Origin of the sequence: Actibacterium sp. 188UL27-1 (assembly GCF_016901225.1) — a bacterium.
Taxonomy (GTDB): Bacteria; Pseudomonadota; Alphaproteobacteria; order Rhodobacterales; family Rhodobacteraceae; genus 188UL27-1.
This window is the reverse complement of sequence record NZ_JAFEUL010000005.1, coordinates 81569-99328: the sequence shown is the minus strand read 5'-3', so window position 1 is coordinate 99328 and position 17760 is coordinate 81569. Positions and strand designations below refer to the sequence as shown.

General features: G+C 60.7%; 19 protein-coding genes. 13 read left to right on the top strand and 6 right to left on the bottom strand.

Annotated elements, in window-relative coordinates; all coding sequences use genetic code 11:
- The first annotated feature begins 172 nt into the window (after window positions 1–172).
- The 3 genes from IU397_RS08790 (at window position 173) to IU397_RS08780 (ending at window position 1667) form a co-directional block, all read left to right on the top strand.
- Complete coding sequence (locus IU397_RS08790) at window positions 173–553, top strand: hypothetical protein (RefSeq protein WP_204412441.1); 381 nt, start codon at window positions 173–175, stop codon at window positions 551–553.
- The gene (locus tag IU397_RS08785; protein WP_204412439.1) at window positions 553–951 is read left to right on the top strand and encodes a cell division protein ZapA; all 399 of its coding nucleotides are present in this window, start codon (window positions 553–555) and stop codon (window positions 949–951) included. Before IU397_RS08790 ends, IU397_RS08785 begins: the two co-directional genes overlap by 1 nt.
- 206 nt (window positions 952–1157) lie before the next feature.
- On the top strand, window positions 1158–1667 hold the full coding sequence (locus IU397_RS08780) for a DUF1877 family protein (RefSeq protein ID WP_204412436.1): 510 nt from the start codon (window positions 1158–1160) through the stop codon (window positions 1665–1667).
- A gap of 27 nt (window positions 1668–1694) precedes the next feature.
- Here the strand turns inward: IU397_RS08780 and grxD are convergent, their stop codons facing one another.
- The 6 genes from grxD to IU397_RS08750 all read right to left on the bottom strand — a co-directional run bounded on the left by grxD (window position 1695) and on the right by IU397_RS08750 (window position 6893).
- Window positions 1695–2057 (bottom strand): Grx4 family monothiol glutaredoxin, encoded by a 363-nt coding sequence (gene grxD / locus IU397_RS08775; RefSeq protein ID WP_204412434.1) that lies wholly within the window; start codon window positions 2055–2057, stop codon window positions 1695–1697.
- A 130-nt stretch (window positions 2058–2187) separates the two neighbouring features.
- On the bottom strand, window positions 2188–2424 hold the full coding sequence (locus tag IU397_RS08770; RefSeq protein ID WP_204412432.1) for a BolA/IbaG family iron-sulfur metabolism protein: 237 nt from the start codon (window positions 2422–2424) through the stop codon (window positions 2188–2190).
- Window positions 2425–2487: 63 nt separating this feature from the next.
- Entirely contained in the window at window positions 2488–2961 is a 474-nt protein-coding gene (locus IU397_RS08765) for a GNAT family N-acetyltransferase (protein WP_204412423.1), read from the bottom strand.
- A 156-nt stretch (window positions 2962–3117) separates the two neighbouring features.
- Window positions 3118–3270: a hypothetical protein gene (locus IU397_RS08760; protein ID WP_204412421.1), complete on the bottom strand. Its 153-nt coding sequence runs from the start codon at window positions 3268–3270 to the stop codon at window positions 3118–3120.
- 236 nt (window positions 3271–3506) lie between these two features.
- Entirely contained in the window at window positions 3507–5666 is a 2160-nt protein-coding gene (gene purL, locus IU397_RS08755) for a phosphoribosylformylglycinamidine synthase subunit PurL (RefSeq protein ID WP_204412419.1), read from the bottom strand.
- A gap of 315 nt (window positions 5667–5981) precedes the next feature.
- A complete protein-coding gene (locus tag IU397_RS08750; RefSeq protein WP_204412417.1) occupies window positions 5982–6893 on the bottom strand; it encodes a LysR family transcriptional regulator in 912 nt (303 codons plus the stop codon).
- 154 nt (window positions 6894–7047) lie between these two features.
- Between IU397_RS08750 and IU397_RS08745 the strand changes: the two genes are divergently transcribed.
- The 10 genes from IU397_RS08745 to IU397_RS08700 all read left to right on the top strand — a co-directional run bounded on the left by IU397_RS08745 (window position 7048) and on the right by IU397_RS08700 (window position 17711).
- Window positions 7048–10449 carry an indolepyruvate ferredoxin oxidoreductase family protein gene (locus IU397_RS08745; RefSeq protein ID WP_204412415.1) on the top strand — a complete coding sequence of 1134 codons (3402 nt, stop codon included), beginning with the start codon at window positions 7048–7050 and terminating at the stop codon, window positions 10447–10449.
- 78 nt (window positions 10450–10527) lie between these two features.
- Window positions 10528–11403: a lysophospholipid acyltransferase family protein gene (locus IU397_RS08740; protein WP_204412413.1), complete on the top strand. Its 876-nt coding sequence runs from the start codon at window positions 10528–10530 to the stop codon at window positions 11401–11403.
- Between the two features lie 3 nt (window positions 11404–11406).
- Window positions 11407–12219 carry a glutamate racemase gene (locus IU397_RS08735; RefSeq protein ID WP_204412411.1) on the top strand — a complete coding sequence of 271 codons (813 nt, stop codon included), beginning with the start codon at window positions 11407–11409 and terminating at the stop codon, window positions 12217–12219.
- A 35-nt stretch (window positions 12220–12254) separates the two neighbouring features.
- Complete coding sequence (argC, locus tag IU397_RS08730) at window positions 12255–13283, top strand: N-acetyl-gamma-glutamyl-phosphate reductase (protein ID WP_204412402.1); 1029 nt, start codon at window positions 12255–12257, stop codon at window positions 13281–13283.
- 10 nt (window positions 13284–13293) lie between these two features.
- A complete protein-coding gene (gene ccmE / locus IU397_RS08725) occupies window positions 13294–13743 on the top strand; it encodes a cytochrome c maturation protein CcmE (protein ID WP_204412400.1) in 450 nt (149 codons plus the stop codon).
- Between the two features lie 88 nt (window positions 13744–13831).
- Entirely contained in the window at window positions 13832–14443 is a 612-nt protein-coding gene (locus tag IU397_RS08720; protein ID WP_204412398.1) for a holin-associated N-acetylmuramidase, read from the top strand.
- Window positions 14434–14991 (top strand): holin family protein, encoded by a 558-nt coding sequence (locus IU397_RS08715; protein WP_204412396.1) that lies wholly within the window; start codon window positions 14434–14436, stop codon window positions 14989–14991. Before IU397_RS08720 ends, IU397_RS08715 begins: the two co-directional genes overlap by 10 nt.
- The gene (locus IU397_RS08710) at window positions 14984–15190 is read left to right on the top strand and encodes a hemolysin XhlA family protein (RefSeq protein ID WP_204412393.1); all 207 of its coding nucleotides are present in this window, start codon (window positions 14984–14986) and stop codon (window positions 15188–15190) included. Before IU397_RS08715 ends, IU397_RS08710 begins: the two co-directional genes overlap by 8 nt.
- A 98-nt stretch (window positions 15191–15288) precedes the next feature.
- On the top strand, window positions 15289–17262 hold the full coding sequence (locus IU397_RS08705) for a heme lyase CcmF/NrfE family subunit (RefSeq protein WP_204412391.1): 1974 nt from the start codon (window positions 15289–15291) through the stop codon (window positions 17260–17262).
- Window positions 17259–17711, top strand: coding sequence for a cytochrome c-type biogenesis protein (locus tag IU397_RS08700; RefSeq protein ID WP_204412389.1), 453 nt, complete (start codon window positions 17259–17261; stop codon window positions 17709–17711). Before IU397_RS08705 ends, IU397_RS08700 begins: the two co-directional genes overlap by 4 nt.
- Window positions 17712–17760 lie beyond the last annotated feature (49 nt).

Below are 17760 nucleotides of genomic sequence, written 5' to 3'. Positions count from 1 at the left end.
TTTAGCAGCGGCGGCGTGAAGTTCAAGGAGATGAAGAGCGCGCCGTAAGCCGTTGACGCAAAAGGGGGGCGCATTCCGTCTGGCGCTTCGATAAACTGACAGACGAACGGATGGTTCACGATTCGCCCAAACCAGCGAGGCGGGACCAAAGAATTCACGAGGGAGAGACCGCATGTCGGATATTGCGGAACTGGAACAGCGAATAGCGGTCGCCATGGATCGGATTGGCCAGGCTTTGCAGGGGTTTGATCCCGGTGCCGGTGCCCCCGACGAGGCGATTGCGGCGGCCCAGGCCGCTGGGGCCGAAACCGCCCGCGCCGAAGCCGATGTCGAGATTACCGGCTTGAAAGAGGCGTTAGAGGCCGAACAGACCGCCAATGCCCAACTGCGCGAGCGGGTCGCGGCGGTCAAAGCAAAGAAAGAGCAATTGCAGGAACGGGTCAGCGCGCTGGAAACCGCCGAGGCTGATTTGAAAGCCAGTCGGGCCGCGGACCGGGCCGAACTGGATGATCTGATCGCCGCACTTGCCCCCCTGGTCACGGAGGCGTCCTGATGCCGGAACTGAGTATCGAGATTGGCGGACGGACCTTTCAGGTTGCCTGCCAGGAAGGCGAAGAGCATTTCCTGAAATCGGCAGCCGGGTTGCTTAACAATGAAGCCTCGACCTTGGTCGAACAGATCGGCCGGATGCCGGAGGCGCGGATGCTGTTGATGGCTGGCTTGATGCTCGCCGACCGCACGGCGGCTTTCGAGGATCGCGCCAAATCTGCAGAGGCAAAGGTCAAGGAGCAGGCAGGTCAGATCGCGGCCCTCAGCGGCGCTACGGCGGAGCCGGTCCAGGTTCGGGTCGAGGTGCCGGTGATCCCCGACGCCGTGACCGAAGGCATGTCGGAAATCGCGGCCCGGGCCGAAGCGTTGGCGACCTTGGCCGAGGAAAAGACCGCGACCTGACGGCATTCTTTGCACCTCAGCCGTTCCCGGCGGGCCATATCTGATCTGCCCGTGGCGTCCCGTGTCATCGGCAAGCTTTTGATCACACTACCGAAGCGACCGGCCAAGTTCTGCCGTTGATACCACAAGCATCCCGGGGCGGCTTGTCGTCGCTCTTACCGTCCGCACATTGGCGTCTGTCCATGTTGGGGAGCAAAGCGATGGGAATGTCATGCACCTTGGTCCGGTCGAGTGCGGAGCAGTTGACCGCCATTTCGCAAGATCCGGATATTCTGGACGATCTCATCAGCCTGTCCGGCGCGTCCCGGATCGAAGGCACGGATATCCGGCGGACCGCTGCCGCCCTTGATCTGGGCAAAAGCTTTGACGGCTTGAACTATCTGCTCAATGACGGCGCGATGATGGGGGATACCCCGCTCAGCTTCATGTATGGCGGGCGCCCTTTGACCGAAGAGGAATATGGCCTTGCGCCACCCCTCGGCCATGCGCCCCAAGTGGTCAAGCAGATCGCCGCGGCGCTCGATCCGATTGATGCGGCCTGGATCAAAACCCGCTATGACGCACGCCGCCTGGATGAAGACGACATCTATCCAAACGACTGGACCGACGATCCCGATGGCGGATTACAGTGGCTGCTTCACAGCCTCGCGGCGTGCAAAGGGTTCATCGCCGAAGCCGCCTTGGCCCAGGACGGCCTGGTTGTCATCCACAGTTAGCGCATGCGACCGGTGGACGACGTCACGTCATCCGTTGGCTTCGCGGATCTTGTCAGCGGCATCCTTGTCGAAGGTAACGCCATTTTCTTGAAAAAGCGTATCCAGCTCACCGGACAGGGTCATCTCAGTGATGATATCGCAGCCGCCCACGAATTCACCTTTGACATAAAGCTGCGGGATCGTCGGCCAGTCGGAATAATCCTTGATCCCTTGGCGAATACCGTCATCGGCCAGCACATTCACATCGGCAAATTCGACGCCCATAAAGTTCAACACACCCGCCACACGGGACGAAAATCCGCATTGCGGCATCGATTTGGTGCCCTTCATGAAAAGCACAACGTCATTGGCGGTCACGGTGTCTTTGATCTGGGCCTGCGCTTCGGTCATTTCGATCTCCTCGCATATAGGGGCACCATGCCCTGTGCATAAGTCTGTGGGTTCTTTGGGCGCTGCAACTGTTCTGCTGCCCGGATAAGTCCAAGGCCGGGCAGACCGGCCAGAACGACATAAATCGCTGTCATTCCGGTGCTTTCGTGGTCAACGCAAGGGCATGCAACTCGCCATTCGGTCCGTCCATCTTTCCCTTCAACGCCTTCATCACGGCGCGTTGTTGCTGGACGCGGTTCTGCCCGCGAAAGCTCTCATCAATCACCTGTGCCGCGAAATGCACGCCGTCATCACCCGACACCGTGATCTGCGCCGTGGGAAAGCTTTCCCGGATGAGCTCTTCGATATCTTTGGCCAACAGGGCCATGGGCGATGTCCTTATACCAGTTACCCGGAAGTTAGGGCCAGCGCCGCAGGCCCGCAAGGGGCACTAGGGCTTTCGGTCTTCGGCCAGCATGCCATACAGCGCCAGATCCACCTTGTCGCCCGTGCGGCGATGCCAGTGTTTGCGCAGCGTCCCCTCATGGATGAACCCTGCGCGTTCATAGGCCCGGCGCGCCCGATCATTGTCGTCGGCCACATCAAACCACAGCCGGTAGGCCCCGATCGTATCAAAGACGTAGGTGATCAGATCGGCCAGCAAGGCCTGACCTTGCCCGCGCCAGGGTTGGTCCAGCGCCAGGCGGCGCAGCTCAACCTTGCCCCCATCATGGAGGTTACCGGACAAAAGCACAAAGCCCTCCCGGGTATCGCTGCGCGCCCAGATCAGCAGTTGTTCCGATGTTCCCGACAGGTATCCCAGCAACCTGTCCCGGCCATCTTCGGCAATCAGCGCATGGTATTCCGGCCGGGCCTGGAGGGCGCAAACGAAATCAAGGTCATCGGGTGTGGCGGAACGGAGCATGGCGATATGGGTTCTTATGTTTCGCCTTCGCATAGAATGCCGGTGCCACGCCTGCAACCAAGATCACCGCCGAGGGCGGGCTGACATTGGCAATGGCATCAGTGTTGCGCATCAGTGCGGGCCGCGCATCAGGCAGCCCGCATCGGTAAGCCATGGTCAAAAATCGGACTGGGGCGCCTCCAGCTTGGCGGTCCGGTCGATTGCAGAGGAGGAGCGCGCAACATTTCCGTGCCAGTCCGTATAGACGACGGGTGAGAGGGCAGGCGCCTCGCGCGGGTCCGACGCATCCGCGTTGTCCAGCTGCGTCACAGCCCCGGCCAAAATGGTAATCAAGGCGACTATGATAAAGGATCTGGCAGTCCACGGCGTGGCGGACCTGATGTCAGTGGTGCTGCAAGATATCATCGATCTTCCCTTTCATCCTGAATGCTGGTCGGGAATATCACTGCAAAACGTATAATAAAAATGAATGAATGTTTTGTTAATTATTCCATACGCTGATGAATTGTGTTGCGCCCATCACCATATTGCCCTGGCCCGATTGCTTAGGTCAGGGCGTCGGCGAATGCGGTTTCGTATATCAGGCGAAGCTCGGAAAGCTCTGCCTCGCACGGGCCCACCTTCACGGTTTCGCCACCAAACCGACCGACCGAGGCGAGCGTGAGACCAGCCTGACCGGCGGCTATCATCAGCGCCTCCGCCTTGTCAAAGGAGCAGGCAATCAGGTAACGCCCCTGATCCTCGCCAAACAGGGTCGGCGTGTCAGCGGGGTCAAGCGTCAGACCAACGTCACCGGCAAGGGCCAGTTCGAACGCAGCCAGGGCCAGCCCCCCGTCTGAGATATCGGTGCAGGCATCGATCCAATCGATCTGGTCCCGGATGAACGCGCCCGCCATGGCCTCTGCCGCCAGATCAACGGGAGGGGCGTCGCCATCGGTCCGGTTGAACACTTCGGCCAAGACAGCGGATTGCCCCAGATGTCCCTGCATCTCCCCCAGCATCAGCAGCACATGCCCAGCCCGCGCGGTGCCGGTGATCCTATGGTCCAGATCGGCGATCAAACCCACCGCCCCGATTGTGGGGGTCGGCAGGATCGGCTGACCGTCCGTTTCATTGTAAAGGGAGACATTGCCAGAGACGATGGGCATGTCGAGCGCCGCGCAGGCTGCACCGATTCCTTTAAGAGCGCCGACTAACTGTCCCATAATATGGGGTTTTTCGGGATTTCCGAAATTCAGATTGTCCGTGGTCGCCAGGGGTAGGGCCCCTACTGCGGTGAGGTTGCGGTAGGCCTCTGCCACGGCCTGTTTGCCGCCTTCCACGGGGTTGGCCGCCACATAGCGCGGGGTCACGTCAGAGGTGAAGGCGAGGCCCTTGTTGGTGCCGTGTACCCGCACAATCCCGGCGCCCAGGCCCGGCGTGCGCACCGTGTCCGCCATGACCGTCTGATCGTATTGACCGTAGACCCAGGATTTACCCGCATAGTTGGGGGCGGCGATCAGGGCCTTCAGGGCGTCGATTGGGTCAATTTCCGGCACAGGGTCCAAATCGGGGGCAGGGGGTGTCGCCTGCCAGGGGCGGTCATATTCCGGGGCCGCACCCGAAAGGTTTGAAAGCGGCAGGTCGGCTTTGACCTCTCCGCCATGTCGGATGATGAACCGATCCTCGGCGATGGTCTGCCCCACAACGGCAAAGTCGAGGTCCCATTTGGCAAAGATCGCCTCGGCCTCCGCCTGTTTTTCGGGGCGCAGGACCATCAGCATGCGTTCCTGGCTTTCGGATAGCATCATCTCATACGCGGTCATGCCGTCTTCGCGCACCGGCACGGCATCCAGGTTCAGCGAGACGCCAAGCCCGCCTTTATCCCCCATCTCGACCGCGGAGCAGGTCAGACCGGCGGCCCCCATATCCTGGATCGAGATCACGGCGCCCGAGGCCATCAATTCAAGGCAGGCTTCCAGCAGACGTTTTTCGGTGAAGGGATCGCCGACCTGCACGGTCGGGCGTTTCTCTTCGATTGTGTCGTCGAATTCCGCACTGGCCATCGTGGCACCACCCACACCGTCGCGCCCGGTCTTGGCGCCCAGGTAGACAACTGGCATGCCAATGCCCGAAGCGGCGGAGTAAAAGATCTTGTCCGCATCGGCCAACCCGGCGGCAAAGGCGTTCACCAGACAGTTGCCGTTATAGGCCGGATCGAACCGGACCTCCCCGCCCACCATCGGCACCCCAAAGCAGTTCCCGTAGCCACCGATCCCGGCCACGACACCGGCAACAAGAGACTTGGTTTTCGGGTGATCCGGGCTGCCAAAGCTAAGCGCGTTCATCGCCGCGATGGGGCGGGCGCCCATGGTGAAGACATCCCGCAGAATGCCCCCCATGCCAGTCGCTGCCCCCTGATAAGGCTCAATATAGCTGGGGTGATTGTGGCTCTCCATCTTGAAAACCACCGCCTGTCCATCGCCGATATCGACAACGCCGGCATTCTCACCGGGGCCGCAAATGACCTGGTGACCCTCTGTCGGCAGCGTGCGGAGCCACTTTTTTGACGATTTGTAAGAACAATGCTCGTTCCACATGGCGGAAAAAATGCCCAACTCGGTAAAGCTGGGGGTCCGCCCGATGATGTCGAGGATCGTCTGGTATTCGTCAGAGCTAAGGCCGTGGGCCGCGATCAGATCGTCGGTGATTTGCGGTTCGTGCACGGGATCCCCTTTGGCGTCAGACGCGGTACGGACCTGTTCATAGGGGAGAGGGGATGCGGGGAAAAGCCCCTGACCGGACTATCCCCGCGGGGACAGGCGACATGGCCCTTGGTTTTGTCCCCGCGGGGACAGGGATGCCGCTGGGCGATCTGGCAAAAAAAAGGCCGAGATAAACTCGGCCCAAGTCCAACAGGGAGGTATAGACAAGACCAAGTGGTCTTTCGTCTACGATATGGAGATAGGGGCCGGGCATTCACCGTTCAAGGAATAAATGCGCAGACCGCTATCATAGCTGGCATGAATGCAACGCATAACTCAGGCGGCGGACATGCCCGCCTCTCGCTGGCGTTTCTTTTGGGCCTGAATTTCCTGGACCACAAAATCCCGGAATGCGGCAATGCGCTTGGATTGCCTAAGTTCTTCGGGATAGGCTAAAAATACCGGAACTTCACCGGATTCCACATCATGCAGCACTCGCACCAGACGGGGGGCGTTTTGGGTCACATAATCGGGCAGAACACCGATGCCCAAATCGTTTAAAACACCCTGCAGCACCCCGAAGTAGTTGTTCACGGTCAGTTGCGAGGCGAAATCATACGTGAGCAGATGATTGATCAGGGCGGCACCGGCGGCCACCTGCGTGCTGGAGGCCGCCTGACAGATCAGACGATGATTTCCCAAATCGGCGAAGCTGGTCGGTGTTCCGAATTTATCAAGATAATCGGGCGTTGCATAAAGGCGCATCCGCACCCCCATCAGCCGTTTGCGGATCAGGTCGGCCTGGCTGGGTTCTTTCATGCGGATTGCGACATCGGCTTCGCGCATGGGCAGGTCCAGCACCCGCTCTTCGAGCATCAGGTCGATGGTCATCTCGGGGTATTGTTCGTAGAGCCCGGCGAGGCGGGGGGCCAGCCAGAGCGACCCAAAGCCGATGGTCGTGGTAACGCGCAGATCCCCAAACACCTCTTCCTCGCTATCGCGGATCCGGGCGGCGGCGGTGTCCAGGCGTTTGTTCATTGCCGTGGTGGCGTCAAACAGCAACTCGCCCTGTTCGGTCAGAATCAGACCGCGGGCATGGCGGTGGAACAGGGTGGTGTTCAGGCTTTCCTCCAGGGTGCGAATCTGACGGGACACGGCAGACTGGCTCAGGTGCAGGGCCTCACCCGCATGGGTCAGGCTACCAGCATCCGCGACGGCGTGAAAGATTCTGAGTTTGTCCCAGTCCATGATGCACCTTTCTGACCGAATTGGCCCTGCGGAAGGTTTTATCGCTAACGGCCCTGGCAGTGACAGCCCCTTCGACGGAATGCCGCATTTTTTGTTTGGTAGGTCAGGAAATGTGACCTAACATAAGGGCAGCGAAACGGGGAGGTAGCGCATCATGAATGACCAGGTCATCAGCCTGAATGATCGGTTCGATCTGACGAAATCACCGGTTTTGCTGAACGGGACACAGGCATTGGTCCGGTTGATGCTGATGCAGCGGGCCCGCGATGCCGCAGCGGGGCTGAACACGGCAGGCTATGTGACCGGCTATCGCGGATCACCCCTTGGCGCGGTGGATCAGCAGATGATGCGGGCGGGCAAGTTGTTGACCGCCCATGACATTACCTTTCAACCCGGTTTGAACGAGGATCTGGCGGCAACCGCCCTATGGGGCAGTCAGCAGGCCGAACTGAGGGGCGAGGGGCGTTACGACGGTGTCTTTGGCCTGTGGTACGGCAAAGGGCCCGGCGTGGACCGGTCCGGCGATGTGATGCGGCATGCCAACATGGCCGGAACCTCCCCCCATGGCGGTGTGATCATGGCCATGGGTGACGATCACACGGGCGAAAGCTCCACCACGTTGCACCAGTCTGACTGGGCCATGGTCGACGCCTACATGCCCATCGTCAGCCCGGCAGGGGTGCAGGAGATCCTGGATTACGGGCTCTATGGTTGGGCCTTGGGGCGGTTTGCCGGGGTCTGGGTCGGCCTCAAGACGATGAAGGACACGGTGGAGGCGACATCCGTGGTGGATGGCGACCCGCACCGGATGCAGTTCGCCCTGCCGGATTTTGCGCTGCCCGAGGGTGGGTTGAGCATTCGCCTGGTTGACACGCCGGTCGAGCAAGAAGCGCGCATGATCGACTACAAGCGTTTTGCGGCAGAGGCGTTCAGCCGCGCCAATGGCATGGACAAGCGGGTTTGGGGCAAGCCGGGCGCCAAGATCGGGTTTGTGGCGGCTGGCAAGAATTACCTTGATCTGGTCCACGCGCTGAGCCTGCTGGGCATTGATGCGGCAGAGGCGGAGCGGTTGGGGATCACCACCTACAAGATCGGGCAGGTCTGGCCGCTGGATATGCACAGCTTCCATGATTGGGCCGAAGGTCTGGACCTGATCGTGGTGGTTGAGGAAAAGCGCAAGCTGATCGAGGTGCAGGTCAAGGAGGCGATCTTTGATGATCGTCGCGGTCGCCGGGTTTACGGCTGGCATAAGGACGGGGAAGAACTGTTCGCGACCCGCTATGCCTTGGACCCCGTCGATATCGCGGCGAAACTGGGTGTGATCCTATGCGAGGAAGGGCGCGGCACCGATGGGATCAAGGCCGGGATGGCCCGGATCGATGAGGCGCGGCGGGCCGACAATGCCAGTGATATCGCGGCGCGGTTGCCGTATTTTTGTTCGGGCTGCCCACACAATTCATCAACCAAGGTGCCGGAGGGCAGTCGCGCCTATGCGGGGATCGGGTGCCATTACATGGTACAGTGGATGGACCGGGAGACGGTCGGTTTTACCCAGATGGGCGGGGAGGGCGCGAATTGGATCGGGGAGGCGCCGTTTTCGACCCGCGACCACGTGTTTCAAAACCTGGGCGACGGGACCTATAACCATTCGGGCGTGCAAGCGATCCGCGCGGCCCTGATGGCAGGGACCACGATCACCTACAAGATCCTGTTCAACGATGCGGTCGCCATGACCGGTGGACAGCGCAATGACGGCGATCTGAGCGCCGATCAGATCTGCCGCGAGTTGCTGGCGATGGGCGTGGGGCATGTCGCGCTGGTCTATGACGACAAGGAGGATGTGGATCTGTCCGCCTTTCCGTCCGGCGTCAAGCGGTTCGAGCGGTCAGATCTGCAAGTGGCCCAGGAAGAATGCAGCAAGATCAATGGTGTGTCTGCCATTGTTTATGTGCAGACCTGTGCCGCGGAAAAACGCCGCCGTCGCAAGCGGGGGGAGTTTCCGGATCCGGACAAGCGCGTCTTTATCAACACGGATATTTGCGAGGGATGTGGCGATTGCGGGGTGCAAAGCAATTGCGTGTCAATCGTGCCGGTTGAGACGGAGCTGGGGCGCAAGCGGGCGATCGATCAGTCGTCGTGCAACAAGGATTTCAGCTGTGTCAAAGGGTTCTGCCCATCCTTTGTCACCATCGAAGGGGCCAAGATCCGCAAGGACCCGGTGCAGGAGGTGACGGTGCCAGACCTGCCCGCGCCGCGCCTGCCAGAGATCCGGGGCACCCATAACCTGGTCATCACCGGGGTGGGCGGCACCGGTGTTGTGACCATCGGCGCGATTCTGGCCATGGCCGCCCATATCGACGGCAAGGGTGCCGGCATGATCGAGATGGCCGGCCTGGCCCAGAAAGGTGGCGCCGTGCATATCCATTGCCGTATCGCCGCGCGGCCGGAACATATCAGCGCGATCCGCGTGGCCACGGGGGAAGCCCATGGCGTGATCGGTGGTGATCTGGTGACGACGGCGGGGGCCAAGACGCTGGGCCTGATGGGCACGGGGCGCACCGGCGCAGTTGTGAACGCCGCCGAGATCGTCACCGGAGACTTCACCCGCGATACCGAATTTCGCATCCCGAATGACCGGTTGAAGCTGTCGCTGGAAGCCAAGCTGAAGAACGGCGTTCAGTTCTTTGACGCGTCGAAGCTGGCGAAGACCTTGCTGGGGGATTCGATCTTTTCGAACATGATGATCCTGGGGGCAGCGTGGCAGCGCGGCCTTGTACCCCTGAGCATGGCCGCGATCAAACAGGCGATTGAGCTGAACAAGGCGGCCGTCGAAGGCAACTTGAAAGCCTTTGAATACGGGCGCTGGGCGGCGGTGCATCCGGAAGAGGCAGGGCGCGTTCTGACGGCGGAGGTGGTTGAAAAACCGCGTACGCCGGAGCAGCAGATTGCCTTTCGCGAGGCGCATCTGGTGGCCTATCAGGGGCCGCGACTGGCCAAGCGGTATCGCAAACTGGTCGACCCCATCGCGGATCCGGCACTGAAGCTGGCGGTTGCGAAAGGGTATCATAAGCTCCTGGCGTATAAGGATGAATATGAGGTGGCACGTTTGTTGCGAACCTCGGCAGAGAAGGCGGCGGCGGAGTTTGATGGCGATCTGAAACTGACCTATCACCTTGCGCCCCCGCTTTTGTCCCGGACCGGGCCGGACGGGCGGCCCAAGAAGCGGGCCTTTGGTGCGTGGATGGCGCGGGCCTTTCCGGTGCTGGCGCGGTTCAAGGCCCTGCGGGGCACGCCGCTTGATCCGTTTGGCTATACTGCGGAGCGCAAGATGGAACGCCGCCTGATCCGCGAATATGAGGCTGATATGGCGCGTCTTTTGACGCAAGTCACGCCGGACCGGATGGAGGCCGCCATGGCCCTGGCCGCGTTGCCGCTGCAAATCCGCGGCTTTGGCCCGGTCAAGGAAAAGGCAGCCGAAACAGCTGCTTTGCGCAAGGCGGAGTTGTGGGCCGCGTTTGAGGCGGGGCCACACCATCTGCAACAGGCGGCGGAGTAACACGGGGCAAAAAACATCCGATGGACTAGGCATAAGCGATATCTCGCTATACATCCTTTTCAATCGGAGGAGGTGTCGATGCCGAACCGTCAGGTGGCCCGTGAGATCAGTTATGCCAGCTCGGCCCAAACCAAGGGCGGGCGTGCCGTCATTCGTGTTTTGGAGAACGCAACCGGGCGACTGGGCCTGATCAAACGCGCCGCAGGATACGAGCACGACGTGGCCGCCGGGCGCGATTTTTGGCAGGTCATGGTGGAACGCTACGGGTTGAGCCTGAACGTGGTCGGCGGGTCGATGGAGAACATCCCGAAAACGGGGCCTCTGATCCTGATTGCCAACCACCCTTACGGCATTCTGGATGGGCTGATCATCGGCCATATCCTAAACCATGTGCGCGGCGATTTCCGTATTCTGGCCAACAGCGTGTTCAAGCGAGCCGAAGAGTTGAACCGCATCCTGTTGCCGGTCTCATTCGACGAGACCAAGGAGGCGGTGCGTCAGAATATCGAGACGCGGAAGCGGTCGTTGGAATATCTGGCCGAGGGTGGGGCGATCGGCGTTTTTCCCGGCGGGACGGTCGCGACGGCGGCCAAGCCGTTTTCGCGCCCGATGGATCCGGGTTGGCGGGGGTTCACGGCGCGGATGGTGGCCAAATCCGGGGCGACGGTGCTGCCCATCTATTTTGACGGGCACAATTCGCGGCTGTTTCAGGTGGCCAGCCATCTGCATTACACGCTGCGGATGGCGCTGCTGATCCGAGAGTTCAAGGCGCGGGTCGATGAGCCGGTGGATATTGCCATCGGCACACCCATTGATCCGGTTGCGTTGGCCGAACGCGCAGGCGATACCCATGCCATGATGGATTTTTTGCGCCAAGAGACCTATGCCTTGAGCCCCAAACCTCTGAAATCCTTGGATTATGGGTTTGAGTTCGAAGAGCGGTACAAGAGCTGACCCATGGCCGTTGGCATCTTTGACAGCGGTTTGGGCGGGCTGACGGTGCTGGACGCTGTTACCAAACGGTTGCCGGACATGCCCATTGCCTATTTGGGCGATAGCGCCCACGCGCCCTATGGGGTGCGCGACGCGGATGATGTTTACAATCTGACCTGCGCCAGTGTGGAGCGGCTTTGGGCGGCGGGTTGCGATCTGGTAATCCTGGCCTGCAACACCGCCTCTGCCGCTGCCTTGCGCCGGATGCAGGAAGCCTGGGTGCCGCAGGACAAACGGGTGCTGGGTGTCTTTGTGCCGCTGATCGAGGCGCTGACCGAACGCCAATGGGGCGACAACTCCCCCCCGCGCGAGGTGGCCGTGAAACATGTCGCCTTGTTCGCGACGCCCGCGACGGTGGCCAGCCGGGCCTTCCAGCGGGAACTGGCCTTTCGCGCGATCGGGGTGGATGTGGAGGCGCAGGCCTGCGGCGGTGTCGTCGATGCCATCGAGGATGGCGATCTGATCCTGGCCGAAGCGCTGGTCCGCTCCCATGTGGAGGCGTTGCAGCGCAAGATGCCAACGCCTGAAGCCGCCATTCTGGGCTGCACCCATTACCCGCTGATGGAGGAGGCCTTTCGCGCCGCGTTGGGGCCGAATGTCAAGGTTTTTTCCCAGGCGGATCTGGTGGCAGAGAGCCTGGCGGATTACCTGCAGCGGCATCCTGATTTGCGCGGATCGGGAGACTGTTCGGTGTTCCTGACGACCGGCGATCCGCGCCGTGTCAGCGACAAGGCCACGCAGTTTTTGCGACGACAGATCGCATTCGATGCTGCCTAACCCTTGTCCGCTCCCTGATATCAGGATCTGAATTCATGACCCATTCCATCGCCATCCTTGGCGCCTCGGGCTATACTGGCGCAGAGCTTGTCCGGTTGATCGCCTCTCATCCTTCATTCGAAATCAAGGCGTTATGTGCCGAACGCAAAGCTGGGCTTACCATGGCGGAGGTGTTTCCGCATCTGGCCCATCTGGAACTGCCGCGTTTGGCTAAGATCGATGAGACCGATTTTGGCGATATCGATCTGTGTTTTTGCGCGTTGCCCCATGTGACCAGCCAACGGGTGATCCCGAACCTCCCGCGGGATTTGAAAGTTGTGGATCTAAGCGCGGATTTCCGGCTGCGCGACCCGGTGGATTACCAGACGTGGTACGGCAAACCGCATGACGCGGTCGAATTGCAGAAAGAAGCGGTGTATGGCCTGACCGAGTTTTACCGCGACGACATCGCCGCGGCTCGGTTCGTGGCCGGGACAGGCTGCAATGCGGCAACGGGTTTGTTTGCCTTGCTGCCCTTGGTGGCCGGTGGGGTGATCGATCCCGATGAGATCATCCTGGACCTGAAATGCGCCGTCTCTGGCGCGGGGCGGGCGCTGAAGGAGAACCTGCTGCACGCGGAGTTATCCGAGGGATATTACCCCTATGCGGTGGGGGCCAAACACCGGCACCTTGGGGAGTTCGACCAGGAACTGAGCCGTGCGGCGGGGCGGCCTATTGAGATCCAGTTCACGCCAACCCTCGTGCCCGCGAACCGGGGTATTTTGGCGGCGGCCTATGTTCATGGCGATGCGGATCAGATCCATGCGGCACTTATCGCGGTGTATTCAAATGAACCGTTTTGCCATGTTTTGCCCCTGGGGCAGGCCCCGTCGACAAGATCCGTGCGCGCGTCGAACTATGTTCATCTTGGCGTGGTGGCGGAACGCAAAGCAGGGCGGGCCACCGTTTATGCGGCATTGGACAATCTGACCAAGGGATCTTCGGGCCAGGCTGTGCAAAATGCGAACGTGATGCTCGGCGAAGAGGAGACGGCGGGGCTGTTGATGGCGCCAGTCTTTCCATAGGGAGGTAAGCATGAAAGGTCTGAAAAAACAAAGACGTATCCAGATCATTGGCTTGGCTTTTGCGTGCCTGGCCGGGGTTTTGGGGTTGTTGTGGTTTCTACCGGATGATGCGTTTCAGTTCTTTAAAAGCCCGTCTGAACTGGCTGCCGATCCTGTTCCGGCCAATCTGGTGATCCGATTGGGCGGTCTGGTCGAGGAAGGCACGCTTGTGATCGGTCAGGGTGAGTCGATCACGTTTTCGGTGACGGATGGGGCGGCCTCCATCCCCGTGGCCTATACCGGTATTCGCCCTGATCTGTTTGGTGAGGGTGAAGGCACGGTGGCCACTGGGCGCTACATTGACGGTGTCTTCCAAGCCACTGAAATACTGGCGAAACATGATGAAACCTATATGCCACAAGAGGTGATCGACGCGCTGAAAGAACAGGGTGTTTACCAGGAACCCGAGACCGGCTCTTAACCACCGTACGGTCGGGTAAAGGTTTCTTTAACCTCTTCAGGCAGCTTCCCATTGGTGAATAAAACGTTACTGCCAGGGGAAGAGGCACATGCAAACAGTTCAGGATATTGCGGAAGAGATCGTCCGCCGGGAAGGCGGCTATGTGAATGACCCGGATGATCCGGGCGGGGCCACGAAATGGGGCGTCACCATCGGGACCATGCGGCGGCTGGGCATCGATTTGACCGGCGATGGCCGCGTCACGGTGGCCGATGTGAAACGGCTGGATCGGGCCAAGGCCGTTGAGATTTTCATCGAACATTACTTTGTCCGGCCGCGCATCGCGTCCTTGCCGAAGTCGATCCAAGCCAGCGTCTTTGACATGTATGTCAACGCGGGCGGGAATGCGGTGAAAATCCTGCAGCGCTTGCTGCGGCAGATGGGTCAGCAGATCAGTGTCGATGGTGCCATCGGGCCCCAGACCATCGGTGCGGCACAGGCGGCGGAGCGTGAGGCGCCCAGTCACCTGGCCGATGCCTATGGGATTGCCCGGCGCAATTACTATTACGCGCTGGCCGACCGTCGCCCGAAAAGCCGGAAATATGCGCGGCGTCGCAATGGCGGCAAGGGTGGCTGGATCACCCGGGCCGAGGAGTTCATCAGCCCGAAATATCACCTGACGGAGGCCGGGCATCGCGCACGGGTCGCCAAATGGGGTTGATCGACGGGGTTCTGGGTTTTTTGTTCGGCTCTGGTCGTAACGTGATCCGGGAGACCGCGGAGGTGTTTCGCCCAAATGCGGAGGCCGAGGCGGTGCGCAGCCTGGCGCAAAATGGCGCGGCGCTTGACCAGTTTGCGGCCGAGTTCGCTGTGCCGCGCAAGGGTCTGTTCGACCGGATGATTGACGGACTTAACCGTCTGCCCCGGCCGGCCTTGGCCATTGGTACGTTGGGCCTGTTCGTCAGCGCCATGGTGGATCCGATTTGGTTTGCCGAACGGATGCAAGGCATCGCCCTGGTGCCAGAGCCTCTGTGGTGGCTGATGGGTGCCATCGTTTCGTTCTATTTTGGTGCGCGTCACCAGGCGAAGGGGCAGGAGTTCCAACGCTCCATCGCCGCGACCATGGGGCAGACCAAGGTGGTGACCGAAAACCTGAGAACGCTCAAGGCGTTAGAGGGAGGGCAGGATGTCGTCGATCAACCCATGGATGGCACCGGCAACACGTCTGACAACCCCGCATTGCGGGACTGGAGGCACGGCCATGGATGAAGAGTGGTGCCGCCAGGTGGACCGCCGTCTGCATGCACTTGAGATGCGCAACGCGGTAGATGAGGTCCATCGATTGGCCGTGGAGAAACGATTGGGCTCCATCGAGGACATGTTGAAATGGCTGGTGCGCCTGGTTTTTGGTGCGTTGCTGACCGCGCTGATCGCCTATGTTCTGAAAGGTGGGTTCATCGTCGTTTGATGGTTGCCTGAACAAGTGAGACACTGATCACGGCCTTGCGACTATGTCGCAGGCCGTTTTGCGTTGGCGGCCAGCATCCGGGCCGCTACTTATGACAAATGATTATTGAACTCGGTCATTTCGCCTTAATCCTGGCGGCAGTTGTGGCCTGCGTCCAAACCGTTGTGCCGCTGGTGGGCGCGCATAACCGTTGGACCGGCTGGATGGCGTTGGCGCAACCTGCCGCGACCGCACAATTCGTTCTAGTCGCGGCGAGTTTTTTCGCGCTGACCTATGCATTTGTGACGTCTGATTTTTCGTTGCGGCTGGTCACGCTGAATTCCCACACGCTGAAACCGATGATTTACAAAGTGTCGGGGGTTTGGGGGAATCATGAAGGCAGCCTGCTGTTATGGGTCATGATCCTGGCGGGATTCGGCGCGTCGGCCGCGTGGTTCGGTCAGGGCCTACCGGCCACCCTCAGGGCGCGGGTGCTGGCCGTGCAGGCCTCGGTCAGTGTGGCATTCTATGCGTTCATCCTGTTCACCTCGAACCCGTTCCTGCGGCTCGAGACGCCGCCGATGAACGGGCAGGACCTGAACCCGCTGTTGCAGGATCCGGGTCTCGCCTTTCATCCACCGTTTCTGTATCTGGGCTATGTCGGGCTTTCGATGGCATTTTCCTTTGCCGTTGCGGCGTTGATCGAAGGCCGCGTAGATGCGGCTTGGGGGCGGTGGGTGCGCCCTTGGACGCTTGCGGCTTGGGTGTTTTTGACCATCGGGATCGCGCTGGGATCGTGGTGGGCCTATTATGAACTGGGCTGGGGCGGCTTCTGGTTCTGGGATCCGGTGGAGAATGCCAGCTTTATGCCATGGCTGCTGGCGGCGGCCCTTCTGCATTCAGCGATCGTGGTTGAAAAGCGTGAGGCGCTGAAAAGCTGGACTGTTTTGCTGGCCATTCTGGCCTTTGGATTTTCCCTGATCGGGACATTCATCGTGCGATCCGGCGTGTTGACCAGTGTCCATGCCTTTGCAAATGACCCGGACCGGGGTGTGCTGATCCTGTTGATCCTGGCCATTTTCCTGGGCGGCGCGCTGACGCTTTACGCCTTTCGCGCAGGCTCGTTGGAGGCGCGGGGAGTTTTCAGCATGGTCAGCCGGGAAAGCGCGCTGGTGGTCAACAACGTCTTGCTCGCGGTGAGTTGTTTTGTCGTGTTCATCGGAACGATTTGGCCATTGGTGGCAGAGATGGTCTTTCAGCGTGTGGTCAGCGTGGGGCCGCATTTCTTTGACGCGATCTTCACACCATTCATGGTCGCATTGGCGGCCGTCTTACCGCTGGGCGCGTTATTGCCGTGGAAACGTGCCAAGGTGGATCGCGCCATGCAGCCACTTTGGGGCATCCTGGCGCTGAGCATTGCGGGTGGGGCCCTTGTTTGGTCACTGCAAACCGGCAAATCAATCCTGGCACCGCTGGGATTCATCCTGGGTATCTGGGTTGTTGGTGGCGCGCTGGCAGAGCTGGTCACGCGGACCGGGCGGGGTCCGCTGTCCAGCAGGTTGCAACGGTTGACCCGTTTGCCGGGCGCGGATTGGGGCAAGGCGCTGGCCCATTCCGGTTTGGGTGTGACGACCCTGGGGATTGCGGTTTTGATCGCCTGGAAGGTTGAGGACATCCGCGTGGCCCAGATCGGGCAGGGCTATGACGTTTCCGGATACGAGATCACCTTGCGGGACGTGTCGGAGGTCGAGGGGCCGAATTACCTGTCGACCATGGCGACCATCGATATCGCAAGAGATGATCGCCTGGTGGCGACATTGCAGCCCGAAAAACGCATCTACCCCGTTGCCGGTATGCCCACGACAGAGGCGGCGATTGATAACGGCGTGTTTCGCGATCTGTATCTGGTGATCGGCGATCAGCAGGCCAACGGGGGCTGGGCTGTGCGCACCTATATCAAGCCCCTTGCCAACTGGATCTGGGCCGGGTGTATGATTATGGCGTTGGGCGGGTTCCTGTCGCTGATGGACCGGCGTCACCGGGTGGCAGCGGGGGCGCGCAAGGCCACACCACAAGGAGTGCCTGCGGAATGAGAGTTCTGGTTTTCCTGTGCGCCATGTTGGTTGCCAGCGCAGCCTGGGCGCTTGATCCGTCAGAGATGTTGCCGGATGCCGCGCAGGAGCAGCGGGCGCGGGCCCTGGACCATGAATTGCGCTGTGTGCAATGCCAGTCGGAGACCATCGCCTCTTCCAATGCCGATTGGGCGCGCGATGCCCGTCGGGCCGTTCGTGAACAGGTGGCGGCGGGCAAGACCGATCCGGAGATCAAGGCGTTTTTCGTGGCCCGCTATGGGGAAGGCGTTCTGATGACCCCATCGACCGGTGGTATGAACCTGATCCTGTGGATCGCGGGGCCGGTCATGTTGCTGATCGCAGGGGTTGCCGGTGCGTCCTATATCCGCCGTCGTGATCCGGCGCAGGCGACGGAGGCCCCGCTGAGCGCCGGGGATGAGGCGCGCTTGCGTGAAATTCTTGACGAGTGACGCACAGTCGGCCTTTCCCTCACCGCGCGCTCCCGTAAGGTAACGCCAA

Excerpts from the sequence above, each read along its gene's own strand:
- IU397_RS08790 (WP_204412441.1), top strand. The coding sequence starts at position 173 with ATGTCGGATATTGCGGAACTGGAACAGCGAATAGCGGTCGCCATGGAT.
- IU397_RS08785 (WP_204412439.1), top strand. The coding sequence starts at position 553 with ATGCCGGAACTGAGTATCGAGATTGGCGGACGGACCTTTCAGGTTGCC.
- IU397_RS08780 (WP_204412436.1), top strand. The coding sequence starts at position 1,158 with ATGTCATGCACCTTGGTCCGGTCGAGTGCGGAGCAGTTGACCGCCATT.
- grxD (WP_204412434.1), bottom strand. The coding sequence starts at position 2,057 with ATGACCGAAGCGCAGGCCCAGATCAAAGACACCGTGACCGCCAATGAC.
- IU397_RS08770 (WP_204412432.1), bottom strand. The coding sequence starts at position 2,424 with ATGGCCCTGTTGGCCAAAGATATCGAAGAGCTCATCCGGGAAAGCTTT.
- IU397_RS08765 (WP_204412423.1), bottom strand. The coding sequence starts at position 2,961 with ATGCTCCGTTCCGCCACACCCGATGACCTTGATTTCGTTTGCGCCCTC.
- IU397_RS08750 (WP_204412417.1), bottom strand. The coding sequence starts at position 6,893 with ATGGACTGGGACAAACTCAGAATCTTTCACGCCGTCGCGGATGCTGGT.
- IU397_RS08745 (WP_204412415.1), top strand. The coding sequence starts at position 7,048 with ATGAATGACCAGGTCATCAGCCTGAATGATCGGTTCGATCTGACGAAA.
- IU397_RS08740 (WP_204412413.1), top strand. The coding sequence starts at position 10,528 with ATGCCGAACCGTCAGGTGGCCCGTGAGATCAGTTATGCCAGCTCGGCC.
- IU397_RS08735 (WP_204412411.1), top strand. The coding sequence starts at position 11,407 with ATGGCCGTTGGCATCTTTGACAGCGGTTTGGGCGGGCTGACGGTGCTG.
- argC (WP_204412402.1), top strand. The coding sequence starts at position 12,255 with ATGACCCATTCCATCGCCATCCTTGGCGCCTCGGGCTATACTGGCGCA.
- ccmE (WP_204412400.1), top strand. The coding sequence starts at position 13,294 with ATGAAAGGTCTGAAAAAACAAAGACGTATCCAGATCATTGGCTTGGCT.
- IU397_RS08720 (WP_204412398.1), top strand. The coding sequence starts at position 13,832 with ATGCAAACAGTTCAGGATATTGCGGAAGAGATCGTCCGCCGGGAAGGC.
- IU397_RS08715 (WP_204412396.1), top strand. The coding sequence starts at position 14,434 with ATGGGGTTGATCGACGGGGTTCTGGGTTTTTTGTTCGGCTCTGGTCGT.
- IU397_RS08710 (WP_204412393.1), top strand. The coding sequence starts at position 14,984 with ATGGATGAAGAGTGGTGCCGCCAGGTGGACCGCCGTCTGCATGCACTT.
- IU397_RS08705 (WP_204412391.1), top strand. The coding sequence starts at position 15,289 with ATGATTATTGAACTCGGTCATTTCGCCTTAATCCTGGCGGCAGTTGTG.
- IU397_RS08700 (WP_204412389.1), top strand. The coding sequence starts at position 17,259 with ATGAGAGTTCTGGTTTTCCTGTGCGCCATGTTGGTTGCCAGCGCAGCC.